The organism is Mesonia maritima (assembly GCF_042433895.1).
Taxonomy (GTDB): Bacteria; Bacteroidota; Bacteroidia; order Flavobacteriales; family Flavobacteriaceae; genus Mesonia; species Mesonia maritima.
The window spans coordinates 84,618-98,369 of the sequence record NZ_JBHLUA010000015.1 but is presented as its reverse complement, the minus strand read 5'-3'; the positions used below and the strand labels follow the sequence as shown (position 1 = coordinate 98,369).

The window sequence follows — 13,752 nt, the reverse complement described above, 5'->3', positions numbered from 1 at the left end:
TGTCGAAGGTTAATTCGTAGACAAAATCGATGGTGTTTTTTGCCTGGATAAGTTTAGGTAACAATTCTAAAAGTTCAACTTCTACGCGAAAATCAAATTCTACTCCGGATGAACTATTTTAAAAAGATAAATTTTTGCAGTTGCAGAAATTCTCAACTTCTTCAGGATTCTAATAAATGAATTATTTTGTATAGCAACTGGAAAGTAATTTTATAGAGCTTTACTCCGAATAATAAAAATTTTATTAAACAAGAAAAAGATTATGAATTATCAATCAGTAATTTTTTGGTGTAAAAAATTAAAGCTCAAAAGAGAAACTTAATACGTAGTTAGAAAGATTATTTTCTATCATAATATTCTGATCAAAGCCTGAATTTAAAATTGAAGCTGCATAATCTTGCGTAGAGAAATCGTAAGCAAAATCAATTTTAAAATTCCCGAAATTATAGCCCAAACCAAATGAATACCCTTTTAATTCGCTCATAAGATTTTCATTTTCATAGGGAGATTCTTGATAACGTAATCCACCTCTTAACGACCATTCTTTGATTCTATATTCACCTCCTAAACGATATGACGATGCAGATTTTAAAAGATTGTCAATTTGATTGTTCTGGAAATTAAAACTATTAAAATCAGAATCATATTGAATGCCCGCGTAATCTTTAAAAGTGTAATCGAAACTTAATAAGCCTGATTTCCCAAAAATTAATCCTAAACTTCCGGTAAGTTTTCCTGGTGTTCTAAGTTGGTAATCTGGATAAATGTTTATAACTCTAGGATCAGCTTTTGGGTTTTCTTTAATTGTGCCCGGTCTATAAGTTTGAACAAACTGAGTAGTTTCCTCAGAAATTGTATACCAAGTAGGTGAAGTCCAGCTGGCTCCTACTCTAATCATATCAGTTAACATGGCGATTCCACCTAATTGAAATGAAAATCCTCTACCAAGCGTTCTTAATTTATTTTCAAAATAAATTTCGTTTACCTCGCTAGGGTCGTCGATTTGTTCAAAAAAGACGGTTTTCCTATTATAATTTATAAAATGACTATTAAGGTTTAAGCCAAAGTAAAACTTATCATTTAGAGCTAATGATCCATTTACTGAAAGTTTTCCGTTTAATCCAGAAGAAAGGTAATTGTACTGTTGCTGAAATCTATTACCAGTTACATTCGATTCGTATTGGGTATTACTAAGATCTTCTGGATTGGTTGAACTGAAAATAAAAGTTTCATAACCTAAATAAGCTGTTTGTAGATCTTTGTTATTAAATCCTTTAGCATTAAAATTAGTTTCGCCCAAATAAGTATATAGATCAGCTAAACTTTCTGAATTCTGAGGATTATCTTGATCTATTATTGGCGTAAATAAATCTAATGGAACTCCATTGGCTAAATCAACAAAATAGTCAGAAATGGAAATGTTGTTAACTGAATTTGTATGATAACTGTTTTTATAATTGTTGGTTTTATCATAGGTAAAACCTAAGGTGAATTTTGAAACCGTAGCGTTTTCATCATAATTTTTAAAGACTAAAACCGCACCCGCTTGATTCAAATCGATATTATTATTTCTATTTTCACCCTCTGTGTTTAAATAAGCGTAGCTATTGTTATAGGTTCTATTATTTAAAGAAAAAGAGGCGTGATTTGCAAGAAATATAGAAGAGCCTGCAGGATTCACTTTTATAGCTGAAATATCGCCACCAAGTGCTCCAAAAGCTCCACTCATTCCTGTAAATCGTGCGGTACCTGAAAGTTTTTCGGACCCAAAATTTAATCCCTCTAAAACAGTTTGTGTCCTACCTGTAACTCCTAGCATTACAAGAAAACTAGCTAAAATGATTTTTTTATTCATTACTGTATTGTATAATCAATTATTATCTTCTTCTAGTTCCAGAACTTCTTGTATTTCCGCCACCTGAACTTCCGCTACTTCTAGTTGATGTTCCTGAGCTTCTTGTTGAAGAAGAGCTACTGCTTCTTGAAGAACGTGTAGTAGTTGTACCGCTGGAACGATTTGTATTCGACGATCTTGGTGAGTATGTAGAATTGCTAGATCTTCTACTATTATTGTAAAAAGAATTATTATTTCTTGTGGAAGTAGAATTTCTTCTTACTGCTGAATTTCGATTGTAACCTCTAGTTCTAGCACTAGAACGCGCATCAATATTGCTTGAATTTCTAATTCTACTACTTCTTGCCGCATTATAATTAGATCTAGTTGAAGAAGCATTCACATTTGAATTACTTCGTCCTTGGTAGTTGCTTCTTCCACTATATCGAGAAGAGCTACTTCTATAATTTCTACTATTATTATGATATGCTACTCGGTAATATGGGTTGTAATAATTTCCGTAGTAATAAGGTGAGTAATAAGAGTTATAATAACCAAAACCCCAAGGGCGATAATAATTACCCCAGCCCCAGCCCCAGCCAATACTCCAGCCAGAATAATATGGGCCATAATATCCACCATACCAAGGTTGGTAATAGCCGCCCCAACCCCAAGAGTTGTAGCCCCAAGCGTTTCCATAATAAGGATTTCCATAAAATCCATTATTATAGTAATTTACATTTACAGAAGTAGGGTTGCTTCCCCAACCAGCGTTTCCACCTGAATAATTTTCATCTTCAGAATAATAAATATCTCCGCTATTATTAGGTTGCGGTGTCGAGGAATAAGAATCTACATCAGTGAAAACTTGATCTGTAGAAGTGTTTGCTTGCTGCGCTTGCTCTATTTCTTCTCCTTGTTTAGAAAAATAATTTTCGTAGTAGGAAGGTTCGTCATTACTCTCGGTATAACTTTCAGTTTCTTCATTGCTTCTACCTGCGGTATAAATACCATCATTATAACTCGAATTTTCATAAGAACCACAAGAAGATAAAACTAGAGCAGCTGTAATTCCCATCAGTAAATTCGGAAAACGTAAAATTTGTTTAGACAGTTGCATATCTTGAGGTTTTTTATTGTTGGACATATATCAAAAATACTTAGTTTTGCGCTAACTAAAAATTCATTAACATAATCACAACATTTGTGCCAAATCACAGGGAATGAGTAAGAAGCTAACAGAAAGAAATAAAGATTATTCTAAATGGTATAACGAATTGGTGGTCCAAGCAGACCTTGCAGAAAATTCTGCAGTACGGGGTTGTATGGTGATAAAACCTTACGGTTATGCAATTTGGGAAAAAATGCAAGCGAAATTAGATAGTATGTTTAAAGCTACAGGTCATCAAAATGCTTATTTCCCACTATTTGTCCCTAAAAGTCTTTTTGAAGCGGAAGAAAAAAATGCCGAAGGTTTTGCGAAAGAATGTGCTGTAGTTACCCATTACAGGTTAAAAACAGATCCTGAAGATGCTTCAAAATTAATTGTTGATCCTGAAGCGAAGTTAGAAGAAGAATTAGTTGTTAGGCCAACTTCAGAAGCTATAATTTGGAATACCTACAAAGGTTGGGTTCAATCGTATAGAGATTTACCAATACTTATAAATCAATGGGCAAATGTAGTGCGTTGGGAAATGCGAACTCGCTTATTTTTAAGAACGGCAGAATTTTTATGGCAAGAAGGTCATACCGCGCATGCTACAAAAGAAGAAGCTTTAGATGAAACTGAATTAATGAATAATATTTATGCTGAATTTGCTGAAGAATTTATGGCAATTCCAGTAATTAAAGGCAAAAAGACCGAAAGTGAAAAATTTGCAGGAGCCGAAGAAACTTATTGTATTGAAGCATTAATGCAAGATGGAAAAGCGCTTCAAGCAGGAACTTCACATTTCTTAGGTCAAAATTTTGCGAAAGCTTTCGATGTAAAATATACTTCACAAGAAGGGAAATTAGAACACGTTTGGGCAACGAGTTGGGGCGTTTCTACACGATTAATGGGTGCCTTAATTATGACGCATAGCGATGATAAAGGTTTAGTGTTGCCACCAAAATTAGCGCCAAATCAAGTAGTAATTGTTCCTATTTATAAAGGAGAAGAACAATTAGAAGAGATATCACTAGTAGCTAAAAAGTTAGCCGATGAATTAAGAGCAGCAGGTATTTCGGTAAAATATGACGATCGTGATACGCATAAACCCGGTTGGAAATTTGCACAATACGAATTGCAAGGCGTTCCTGTTCGTTTAGCTATTGGCCCAAAAGATTTAGAAAAAGGCACTGTAGAGTTAGCGCGCCGCGATACACTTACCAAAGAATTTGTAAATCAATCGGAAGTAGTGGAGAAGGTGAGTAACTTAATGGGAGAAATACAAGATACTCTTTTTGAAAAAGCTTTAAATTTCAGAAATGAACACATAACTAAAGTGGATTCTTTTGAAGACTTTAAAAAAGTTTTAAAAGCGAAAGGAGGCTTTATTTCTGCTCATTGGGATGGCACGCCAGAAACAGAAAATAAAATTAAAGAACTTACAAAAGCAACAATTCGTTGTATTCCTTTTAATGCAGAAACAGAAGAAGGGAATTGCGTGTTAACCGGCAAACCTTCTGCACAGCGTGTACTTTTTGCAAAGGCTTATTAAATTTTTTTAAAAAAAGTATTTGTAATGTTTGGAGCATTCAAAATAAGTATTATTTTTGCATCCGCATTTAAATAGCAAGGTCCGTTCGTCTAGGGGTTAGGACGCTAGGTTTTCATCCTAGTAACAGGGGTTCGAATCCCCTACGGACTACAAAGGGTTTCATCGTGAAATCATTTTATTGAAATAATGAATTAAGGTCCGTTCGTCTAGGGGTTAGGACGCTAGGTTTTCATCCTAGTAACAGGGGTTCGAATCCCCTACGGACTACTTTTTTAAATAAGGAAACAAAACAAGGGTTATGGCAAATCATAAGTCAGCATTAAAGAGAATTCGTAACAGTGAGACTAAACGTCTTAGAAACCGTTACCAACATAAAACAACACGTAATGCTATTAAGAAGTTGAAAGATGCAGAAAAGAGCGAAGCTGAAAAAATGTTTCCTTCTGTTGCTTCTATGATCGATAAATTAGCGAAGAAAAATATAATTCACTCTAATAAAGCGGCTAACTTAAAGTCTAAATTGGCAAAGCACGTAGCAGCTTTATAAATTGTAAACTATTTATTTTTATAATTATTAGTGTTCAAAAAATTGAGCCTCTCTTTGTAGGGGCTTTTTTTGTTGCCCAGTTTCATTCTTTTATTTGAATGAAAACTAAAAAAAAGCCGAAAACAAATTGTTTTCGGCTTTTAATATTATAAGGAAAGAAATTTATCCGTTCATAGAAATAAGAAACTCTTCATTATTTCTTGTCTGCTTTATTTTATCATTTATAAATTCCATCGCTTCGACAGGATTCATATCAGCAAGGTATTTGCGCATAATCCACATTCGTTGAACAGTAGTTTCATCAAGCAGTAAATCGTCTCTTCGGGTGCTTGAAGAAGTTAAATCGATAGCAGGGAAAATTCTTCTGTTCGATATTTTTCGATCCAGTTGAAGTTCCATATTTCCGGTTCCTTTAAACTCTTCAAAAATAACTTCATCCATTTTAGATCCGGTATCGGTAAGTGCAGTTGCGATAATGGAAAGCGAACCTCCGTTTTCAATATTTCTCGCTGCACCAAAAAATCGTTTTGGTTTGTGGAGTGCATTGGCATCAACACCGCCACTTAATACTTTTCCACTAGCCGGTTGCACGGTATTGTATGCTCGAGCAAGACGTGTAATAGAATCTAAAAGAATTACTACATCGTGACCACATTCAACTAAACGTTTTGCTTTATCAAGCACTATATTTGCAACTCTTACGTGTTCATGCGCTTCTTTATCGAAAGTAGAAGCAACTACTTCTCCATGAACATTTCGTTGCATATCAGTTACTTCTTCTGGACGTTCATCAATTAATAATACAATTTGATAAACTTCTGGATGATTGGCAGCAATAGCATTTGCGATGTCTTTTAATAACATCGTTTTACCGGTTTTGGGTTGCGATACAATCATACCGCGTTGTCCTTTTCCGATAGGGCTAAATAAATCCATTATTCGTGTAGAAACCGTACTTTGTCTTTCAGCAATATTGAATTTTTCTTGCGGAAAAAGCGGCGTCAAGTGTTCAAAAGAAACACGATCTCTTACAACTTGCGGATCTAAGCCGTTAATTTTGTTGATTTTTATAAGCGGAAAATATTTTTCGCCTTCTTTTGGCGGACGAACCTGACCTAAAACAGTATCCCCGGTTTTTAAACCGAACAATCTAATTTGTGATTGCGATACATAAATATCATCTGGAGAAGATAGGTAATTGTAATCTGATGATCTTAAAAAACCATAACCATCTTGAATAATATCTAAAACGCCTTCACTTTCAATAATTGCGTCAAACTCATAATCTGGTTCGCGGTAACGATTTCTATTATCGCGATTTCCATTATTCTTATGGGTTTTTTGATTATTATTTCGAGAATCATTTTTATTGTTCTCCTTTTTATTATTGTTTTTAGAAGGGGCATTTTTTTTATGAGGAGTGTTTTTAGTCTGTGGCTTTTCCTCTTGTGGTTTGTTAGAATGCTCTTCTTTGTTATTGTTAGAACTTGGCTGCTTTTTAGGAGCTTTTGCTTTAGCAGGTTCAGGAGTGTTTTTTTTCTCTTTTGGCGCTGAATTATTTTCCTTTGGCTTCGGTGTTCGTTGCCGTTTTGGTTTTGGAGCTTTTGAGGGTTGAGAAGAATTTTCCGGAGTATCGGAATTTTCTTCTGTTAAAGCTTCTTTCACCTTTTGAGGATTTGCCGCTTGATAATCTAAAATTTGATAAACTAAATCTAACTTTTTAAGGCTTCGGAATTTAGGTACATTTAAAGACTTGGCGATTTCCTGTAATTCAGGAAGCTTTTTTGCTTTTAATTCTGAAATTTCTAACATTTAATCAAAAAATATAAAATAATTGTTTTGTCTAATTGAAATTAACTTCTTTCAAAGAAGAAAGAAATTGTAAAAAAATTGAAGTTATAAGTAACCTTTATTGAAGTGGTTACGAATTGTTAATGCAATTATACGACTTTATTTTATATTTTGCGATGCATTTTAAAAAATAATCCCTTATTTTTGTACTCATTTAACAGCAAATATGATTCAACGAATACAAACAATTTATTTATTTATTGTAGTGCTTATAGCAGCAATTTTGCCTTTCTTAATTCCTATTTGGACTACGGAAAGTGGAGAAGAAGTTTTCGCTATAGATAAAGTGGTTGTTTTAGGAGCGTTTTTACTTTCATCTTTGCTAGCTTTAATAAGTATTTTCTTGTTTAAAAATAGAAAGCTTCAATTTGTAATGGGGCGTTTAAATATAATATTAAACTTTTTTTTACTAGGATTTTTTGTGTACTGGACCCTAATCGTACCTGGAGAGATGCAAATTTCAGAGAAAGGTATTGGGATGTTGATTCCGATTATTTCTATCGTTTTTCTTGCCTTAGCAAATAAGGCTATCAAAAAGGATGAAGCACTCGTAAAATCTGTGGACCGGTTGCGATAAACCTAACATCTTAGTAGTATTAGTGCGTGAAAACCCGAAAGTTTATCTTTCGGGTTTTTTAGTTTTAGCGTTTTCCTAATTCAATTACTTCAAGGTTTTTAATTTCTTTTTTATCAATTTCAAAACGCAGCATTGTTCTTACTTGATGAAAACCGTGTTTCCCGCAAGCGCCAGGATTCATATGCAATAAATTTAATTGCTTATCATGCATTACTTTTAAAATATGGGAATGGCCTGAAATAAAAATTTTTGGAGGATTTTGCTGAATTTCTTCTTTAATTCGTGGCGCATATTTTTTAGGATAACCGCCAATATGTGTTATAAACACATCAACTTCCTCGCACATAAATCGGTTATTTAGCGGAAATTCTTTTCTTATTGAATGATCATCAATATTTCCATATACTGCTTTTAAGGGTGCTTTTTCTGTCAATTTATCGGTCACTTCTAATGAACCAATGTCACCGGCATGCCAAATTTCATCAGCTTTTTCAGCGTAAGCTAAAATTCTATCGTCAATATAACTATGATTGTCGCTTAGGAGTAGTATTTTTTTCAAACCTTATTTTTTATACAAATATTTAATCAAATTGAATATTCTATCTTTGCATCTTCAAATGTAAAAATAAATTTCTTGCGATTATTTCTCGATTTAGCATATAATGGAAAAGCTTATCATGGTTGGCAAATTCAGCCGAATGCAATTTCTGTTCAGGAAGAAGTAGAGAAAAGTCTATCGGTCGCTTTTCAGCAGAAAATTTCTATAGTAGGAGCGGGAAGAACCGATACCGGCGTTCATGCGAATCAATTAATCGCGCATTTCGATATTGATAAAGAGAAAATAAATACAAGTCAACTTCAGTTTAAACTCAATTCACTTTTGCCGAATGATATTGCAATTTACGGTATTTATAAAGTAAAACCCGATGCACACGCTAGATTTGATGCGCTTTCGCGGGAATATAAATATTTTGTAGTTACCAAAAAAGATCCTTTTTTAGAAGATTTTGCTTATTACATTAAAAAAGAACTGAATATTGAATTAATGAATGAAGCATCAAAAATCTTATTGAACTATAAAGACTTTAAATGTTTTTCTAAATCGAGAACCGATGTAAAAACGTATAATTGTACAATTGAAAATGCAAGCTGGAAACAGAAAAATCACACGTTAGTTTTTACTATAAAAGCCGACCGATTTTTAAGAAATATGGTTCGAGCAATTGTAGGAACATTAATAGAAGTAGGCTTAGAGAAAATAAAACCAGCAGCTATTCATGGTATTGTTAAAAGTCGAAATAGAAGTAATGCCGGAAAATCTGTAGACGCAAAAGGCTTATTTTTACATAAAATAGAATATCCAAACGAGATAACGCAATTATAAATGGCTAATAACACCGGAAACGCCTTTAATTTTGGTCTTTTTAAACGCTTAATAAGCTATACGAATCCCTATAAAAAAACATTTTATTTTGTAGGAATCGCCGCAATTTTACTTTCAGTATTTGGCGTAGTAAGACCTTATCTTACAAAAATTACGGTAGACGAAAGTATTGTTCCAAAAGACAGCGATAATCTTATTCTCTATATTGTTTTAATGCTTTCGGCTTTAGTGCTGGAAGTTCTTTTTCAGTTTTTATTCATCTATTTCGCTAATTGGTTAGGACAAGAAGTAATTCGTGATATTCGGGTGAAGCTTTTTGAGCATATGCTGAATTTTAAAAAACAATATTACGATAAATCTGCAGTGGGAAGATTAGTAACACGTGCAGTAAGTGATATTGAAACAATTGCCAGTATTTTTAGTCAAGGCCTTTTTATGATTATCAGCGATTTGCTAAAAATGCTCGTGGTTCTCGGCTTTATGTTTGTACAAAGTTGGCGGTTAACGCTTTTAGTTTTGGTTGTTCTTCCATTTGTATTGTACGCTACGCGCGTTTTTCAGAAAAAAATGAAAATTGCTTTTGAAGAAGTTCGTACCCAAGTATCTAATTTAAATTCTTTTGTTCAGGAGCGATTAACAGGAATGAAAATAGTGCAGATTTTTAGCCGTGAAAAAACGGAATATAACCATTTCAAAAATATTAACGAAAAGCATAAAAAGGCGTGGGTTAAAACCGTTTGGTACAATTCAATTTTCTTTCCCATTGCAGAAATGTCAAGCTCTATAACCATTGGTTTAGTGGTTTGGTTTGGCGGTTTGCGGGTTATTCAAACTAGTGAAGAAACCCTTTCGCTTGGGGTGATTATTATGTTTATTCAGCTTATACAAATGCTATTTAGACCGCTGCGCCAAATTGCCGATAAATTCAACACGTTACAAATGGGAATGGTTGCCGCCAATCGGGTTTTTGCTATTTTAGATACAAAATCTACCATTGCAAATACAGGTGAAATTAAAGCGAAAAACCTTGTTGGTGAAATTAAATTTGAAGATGTACATTTTAGTTATATAAAAGATGAAGAAGTTTTAAAAGGAATTTCTTTTGAAGTAAAAGCTGGAGAGACCGTGGCAATCGTAGGAGCGACAGGCGCCGGAAAAAGTACAATTATTAATCTGTTGAGCCGATTTTATGAAATTGACAGCGGTAAAATCACGATCGATGAAATTAACATAAAAGATTTCACCTTAAAATCGTTACGGAATGAAATTGCGGTGGTATTGCAAGATGTGTTCTTATTTGCCGATACCATTATGAATAATATTACGCTTGGTCATCCTGAAATTAAAGAGGAAGACGTGATTGAAGCGGCTAAACAAATTGGCGTTCATAAATTTATAAGTAGTTTGCCAAATCAATATTATTACAATGTGAAGGAGCGTGGCGTAATGCTTTCTTCAGGGCAACGACAACTTATCGCATTCTTACGTGCTTATGTGAGTAATCCCAGTATTCTAGTACTCGATGAAGCAACTTCTTCAGTAGATAGTTATAGTGAACAATTAATTCAAGAAGCCACCGAAAAAATTACCAAAGGCAGAACTTCAATTGTAATCGCACACAGATTGGCCACCATTAAAAAAGCCGATAAAATTATTGTAATGGATCAAGGTGAAATTGTTGAAATAGGAACGCATCAACAATTACTGCAACAAGATAAAGGTTATTATAAAAGTTTGTATGAAGTTCAATTTATGCAGGAAGAAGAGATTTAGAGACCTTGCGAAGCTCTACTAGCTTCAATTAATTCTTGCAAATCGCCCGTTAAGAACAAATACGCTACAAAAAATATTTCCAGAATTATAAAAATGACAGTGGCAAATACAAAAAATAAAAAAACTGAAAAGAGTAATTGTTTAACCGAAAGCGGATACATTTTTTTGTATGTATAACAAGTGTGAATAAAAAGAAGTAAATTTAGAAACATTCCCACTTCCATATAATTCCCACCTAAAATCGATATGGGTAAAATTATTAATACACTTACAATGGTGAAATGAGCCATTAGATAAGTCATAGTGACCAAATGTTCGGTATAATTAAATTTTTTATATTTAATAAAAGTTAATTTGGCCATTAATGCGTAAATAGGTAAGTAAACAAGCATAAGCATAGAGTAGTAATCAAATAACCAGTTAAGGTCAATAATGGGATTTACGCTTTGATAAGACTCCGGCATTGCTAAAGCTTCAGGATAAAATTTTCTAAGAATAAAGAGTTGTAATCCTGCTAAAGTTAAGGCGATGGTAAAGTAACTTATTACATTTAAGTACTTTTTTCTCACTCCAGAAATATAATCTAAGATCACCAAATGTGGATTAAGGAACATTTGTAAAAAAGTCTTTAAAATGGTATTATCTACATTTAAAAAAGTATGAGCGAATTCTTCCCCTACATTTTTCAAGGTTAATCTGTAATGAATAACTTTAGCTCCACAATTAGTACAGTAATTGTCTGCTTCCAACAACTGTTTTTCACAATTTTTACAATTCATTTTATAGGGTATTTACTCCAAATCTTCTTTTAACTTACTCACTAATTCTTCCTGAGAATCGTAAATTTCAAAACCACCGTTTTTAATGTATGAGGTTTGTCCGGTTTCTTCACTAACCACCAAGGCTAAAGCATCGGTTTTTTCTGTAATTCCAACGGCCGCTCGATGGCGTAAACCGAAACGTAACGGAATATTTCTATCATTAGAAACCGGTAAAATTGCTCGAGTAGCGGTAATTCTATTTTCTTCAATCACAATGGCACCATCGTGTAGTGTACTGTTTTTATAAAAAATAGCTTCAATAATGGGCTGGTTAATTTCAATATCCATTTTATCGCCAGTGTTTTTTACAAAATCTAATTGCGTATTTCGTTTAATCACAATTAAAGCTCCGGTATTGGTTTTGCCCATATTAACACAAGCTTTTACAATAGATTGAATATCGGTAGAAGTCTCTTCAGTATCTTCCCGCATAAATTTCAACTGACGTAAAAAACTGCGTTTATTCGTAAAGTTTGTCGATCCTACCATCAACAAAAATTTTCGTATTTCTTGCTGAAAAACCACAATTAAGGCAAACATTCCTACACCAATAAATTCACCTAAAACATTGGTGAGCATTTCCATTTTTAATAATTCAGTCAGTTTCCAGACTAAATAAATAATTACAATTCCTATAAAAATGTTTATCGCGGCACTTCCTTTAACCAATTTATAGATATAGTAAAGCAAAACGGCTACCAAGACAATATCTACAATATCAAGAATGCGTAAATCTAGAAAGTCAAATGAATCCAAAATCGGTGTTTTTTGTAAATGTATAAATTTAGTTGTTAAGTTGCTGAAACAAGGTAATACATTCTTTGGCGGGTTTTACATCGTGTACACGTAAAATTGAAGCGCCATTTAGCAAAGCAACGGTATTTAAAACACTAGTTCCGTTTAATGCGTTTTCGGCAGTAGTTTCTAAGGTTTTGTAAATCATCGATTTTCGAGAAACTCCTGCTAATAAAGGACAGTCAAGTTGCTTTAAAAATTTCATCTCCCGAAGCAAACTAAAGTTTTGTTTATTATTTTTAGAAAAGCCAAAACCGGGATCTAAAATCACATCATTAATTCCTAACTCTCGTACTTTATTTAATTTTTCTGAAAAATAATAAGTGATTTCTTGGAGCAAATTTTGGTATTCGGTGTTTTGCTGCATCGTTTGCGGATTTCCTTTCATATGCATTAAAATATAAGGAACTTGTAATTCGGCAACGGTTTCCATCATTCTTTCATCTAAATTTCCCCCTGAAATATCATTGATTATCGCCGCACCGATTTTTACAGATTTTTTCGCAACTTCACCTCTAAACGTATCAATAGAAAGAATTATTTCAGGAAATTCTTTCAGTAAGATTTCAATTACCGGAAGCAAACGTTTCATCTCTTCATCTTCTGAAATATGCTTTGCGCCGGGTCGAGAACTATACGCGCCAACATCTATAAAAGTTGCGCCTTCGGTGAGCATTTTTTCGGTTTGCCTTAAAATATCTTCCTCATTTTTGTATCTTCCGCCATCATAAAACGAATCTGGAGTCAGGTTTAAAATTCCCATAATTTTGGGTGAAGTAAGGTCAATCAAGTTTCCGCGGCAATTTATTGTCATAAAGAATCAGATTACTTTGAATATTTTAAAATTTTCTCCGAAATTTACGCAAAATACAGCGTTTTCATGCAAAATACTTCTGCCCAATATGACGCGGTTATTAAAAAATGCCGCGATTTATTTTCAAAAAAAATGAACGATTACGGGAGTGCGTGGCGCATTTTGCGACTTCCTTCGTTAACCGACCAGATTTTTATAAAAGCACAACGTATTCGCGGGTTGCAACAAAATGAAGTTCGAAAGGTAGATGAAAACGAAATTCCGGAATTTATCGGAATTATTAATTACGCGATTATGGCGCTTATTCAGTTAAAAAAAGGTGTTGTAGAACAACCCGATCTAGACCTGAAAGAAGCGTTAGAATTATACGATGAGTGTGTAGCTGAAACCAAACAATTGATGGAAAATAAAAATCATGATTATGGTGAGGCGTGGCGAGAAATGCGTGTAAGTTCGTTAACCGATCTTATTTTGCAAAAATTACTTCGCGTAAAACAAATCGAAAACAATAAAGGAAAAACCTTAGTAAGTGAGGGAATTGATGCGAATTATCAAGATATGATTAACTATGCGATTTTTGCCTTAATTTTACTCGATAATCAAGATTAAATATGTCGAGGCTTGCTTCGAAATAAAAACTAAATTATAATAAAT

General features: G+C 33.5%; 13 protein-coding genes and 2 tRNA genes. 8 read left to right on the top strand and 7 right to left on the bottom strand.

Translation table 11 applies throughout. The annotated features are described in order from the left end of the window. Positions 1 to 298: 298 nt before the first annotated feature. Both ACFFGL_RS12525 and ACFFGL_RS12520 read right to left on the bottom strand, forming a co-directional pair. Positions 299 to 1,855 carry an OmpP1/FadL family transporter gene (locus ACFFGL_RS12525; RefSeq protein ID WP_309727599.1) on the bottom strand — a complete coding sequence of 519 codons (1,557 nt, stop codon included), beginning with the start codon at positions 1,853 to 1,855 and terminating at the stop codon, positions 299 to 301. A 22-nt stretch (positions 1,856 to 1,877) separates the two neighbouring features. Beyond that, the gene (locus ACFFGL_RS12520) at positions 1,878 to 2,954 is read right to left on the bottom strand and encodes a hypothetical protein (RefSeq protein ID WP_309727598.1); all 1,077 of its coding nucleotides are present in this window, start codon (positions 2,952 to 2,954) and stop codon (positions 1,878 to 1,880) included. Positions 2,955 to 3,057: 103 nt separating this feature from the next. On the opposite strand from ACFFGL_RS12520, the gene proS reads away from it, so the two are divergent. From proS to rpsT, 4 genes are all read left to right on the top strand, one after another. Further along, positions 3,058 to 4,536: a proline--tRNA ligase gene (gene proS, locus ACFFGL_RS12515; protein WP_309727597.1), complete on the top strand. Its 1,479-nt coding sequence runs from the start codon at positions 3,058 to 3,060 to the stop codon at positions 4,534 to 4,536. Positions 4,537 to 4,614: 78 nt separating this feature from the next. Next, a tRNA-Glu gene (locus ACFFGL_RS12510) sits at positions 4,615 to 4,686 on the top strand. Between the two features lie 45 nt (positions 4,687 to 4,731). Further along, positions 4,732 to 4,803 (top strand) — tRNA-Glu (locus ACFFGL_RS12505). Positions 4,804 to 4,834: 31 nt separating this feature from the next. Continuing rightward, positions 4,835 to 5,083, top strand: a complete 249-nt coding sequence (gene rpsT, locus ACFFGL_RS12500) for a 30S ribosomal protein S20 (protein ID WP_309727596.1) — start codon at positions 4,835 to 4,837, stop codon at positions 5,081 to 5,083. Between the two features lie 162 nt (positions 5,084 to 5,245). Here rpsT and rho read toward each other — a convergent pair whose 3' ends face one another. Continuing rightward, on the bottom strand, positions 5,246 to 6,895 hold the full coding sequence (gene rho / locus ACFFGL_RS12495) for a transcription termination factor Rho (protein WP_309727595.1): 1,650 nt from the start codon (positions 6,893 to 6,895) through the stop codon (positions 5,246 to 5,248). Positions 6,896 to 7,100: 205 nt separating this feature from the next. Between rho and ACFFGL_RS12490 the strand changes: the two genes are divergently transcribed. After that, complete coding sequence (locus tag ACFFGL_RS12490) at positions 7,101 to 7,511, top strand: DUF4293 domain-containing protein (RefSeq protein ID WP_309727594.1); 411 nt, start codon at positions 7,101 to 7,103, stop codon at positions 7,509 to 7,511. 64 nt (positions 7,512 to 7,575) lie between these two features. Here the strand turns inward: ACFFGL_RS12490 and ACFFGL_RS12485 are convergent, their stop codons facing one another. After that, positions 7,576 to 8,070 (bottom strand): metallophosphoesterase family protein, encoded by a 495-nt coding sequence (locus tag ACFFGL_RS12485; protein ID WP_309727593.1) that lies wholly within the window; start codon positions 8,068 to 8,070, stop codon positions 7,576 to 7,578. 75 nt (positions 8,071 to 8,145) lie between these two features. Here ACFFGL_RS12485 and truA point away from each other — a divergent pair, with 75 nt between their 5' ends. After that, positions 8,146 to 8,895 carry a tRNA pseudouridine(38-40) synthase TruA gene (truA, locus tag ACFFGL_RS12480; protein WP_309727592.1) on the top strand — a complete coding sequence of 250 codons (750 nt, stop codon included), beginning with the start codon at positions 8,146 to 8,148 and terminating at the stop codon, positions 8,893 to 8,895. Then, on the top strand, positions 8,896 to 10,668 hold the full coding sequence (locus tag ACFFGL_RS12475) for an ABC transporter ATP-binding protein (protein WP_309727591.1): 1,773 nt from the start codon (positions 8,896 to 8,898) through the stop codon (positions 10,666 to 10,668). Here the strand turns inward: ACFFGL_RS12475 and ACFFGL_RS12470 are convergent. Genes ACFFGL_RS12470 through folP form a run of 3 tightly spaced genes read right to left on the bottom strand, consistent with a single transcriptional unit; the run spans position 10,665 to position 13,098 of the window. After that, positions 10,665 to 11,447 carry a DUF3667 domain-containing protein gene (locus ACFFGL_RS12470; protein WP_309727590.1) on the bottom strand — a complete coding sequence of 261 codons (783 nt, stop codon included), beginning with the start codon at positions 11,445 to 11,447 and terminating at the stop codon, positions 10,665 to 10,667. The two genes, ACFFGL_RS12475 and ACFFGL_RS12470, sit on opposite strands and share 4 nt — an antisense overlap. Positions 11,448 to 11,459: 12 nt before the next feature. Beyond that, on the bottom strand, positions 11,460 to 12,245 hold the full coding sequence (gene cdaA / locus ACFFGL_RS12465; RefSeq protein WP_309727589.1) for a diadenylate cyclase CdaA: 786 nt from the start codon (positions 12,243 to 12,245) through the stop codon (positions 11,460 to 11,462). 28 nt (positions 12,246 to 12,273) lie between these two features. Next, the gene (folP, locus tag ACFFGL_RS12460) at positions 12,274 to 13,098 is read right to left on the bottom strand and encodes a dihydropteroate synthase (RefSeq protein ID WP_309727588.1); all 825 of its coding nucleotides are present in this window, start codon (positions 13,096 to 13,098) and stop codon (positions 12,274 to 12,276) included. A gap of 66 nt (positions 13,099 to 13,164) precedes the next feature. On the opposite strand from folP, the gene ACFFGL_RS12455 reads away from it, so the two are divergent. Continuing rightward, positions 13,165 to 13,707, top strand: a complete 543-nt coding sequence (locus tag ACFFGL_RS12455; RefSeq protein WP_309727587.1) for a DUF1599 domain-containing protein — start codon at positions 13,165 to 13,167, stop codon at positions 13,705 to 13,707. The last annotated feature ends 45 nt before the right edge of the window (positions 13,708 to 13,752 follow it).

Bases quoted from the DNA above. Each gene is read 5' to 3' on its own strand.
- ACFFGL_RS12525 (WP_309727599.1), bottom strand. From the start codon at position 1,855: ATGAATAAAAAAATCATTTTAGCTAGTTTTCTTGTAATGCTAGGAGTT.
- ACFFGL_RS12520 (WP_309727598.1), bottom strand. From the start codon at position 2,954: ATGCAACTGTCTAAACAAATTTTACGTTTTCCGAATTTACTGATGGGA.
- proS (WP_309727597.1), top strand. From the start codon at position 3,058: ATGAGTAAGAAGCTAACAGAAAGAAATAAAGATTATTCTAAATGGTAT.
- rpsT (WP_309727596.1), top strand. From the start codon at position 4,835: ATGGCAAATCATAAGTCAGCATTAAAGAGAATTCGTAACAGTGAGACT.
- rho (WP_309727595.1), bottom strand. From the start codon at position 6,895: ATGTTAGAAATTTCAGAATTAAAAGCAAAAAAGCTTCCTGAATTACAG.
- ACFFGL_RS12490 (WP_309727594.1), top strand. From the start codon at position 7,101: ATGATTCAACGAATACAAACAATTTATTTATTTATTGTAGTGCTTATA.
- ACFFGL_RS12475 (WP_309727591.1), top strand. From the start codon at position 8,896: ATGGCTAATAACACCGGAAACGCCTTTAATTTTGGTCTTTTTAAACGC.
- ACFFGL_RS12470 (WP_309727590.1), bottom strand. From the start codon at position 11,447: ATGAATTGTAAAAATTGTGAAAAACAGTTGTTGGAAGCAGACAATTAC.
- folP (WP_309727588.1), bottom strand. From the start codon at position 13,098: ATGACAATAAATTGCCGCGGAAACTTGATTGACCTTACTTCACCCAAA.
- ACFFGL_RS12455 (WP_309727587.1), top strand. From the start codon at position 13,165: ATGCAAAATACTTCTGCCCAATATGACGCGGTTATTAAAAAATGCCGC.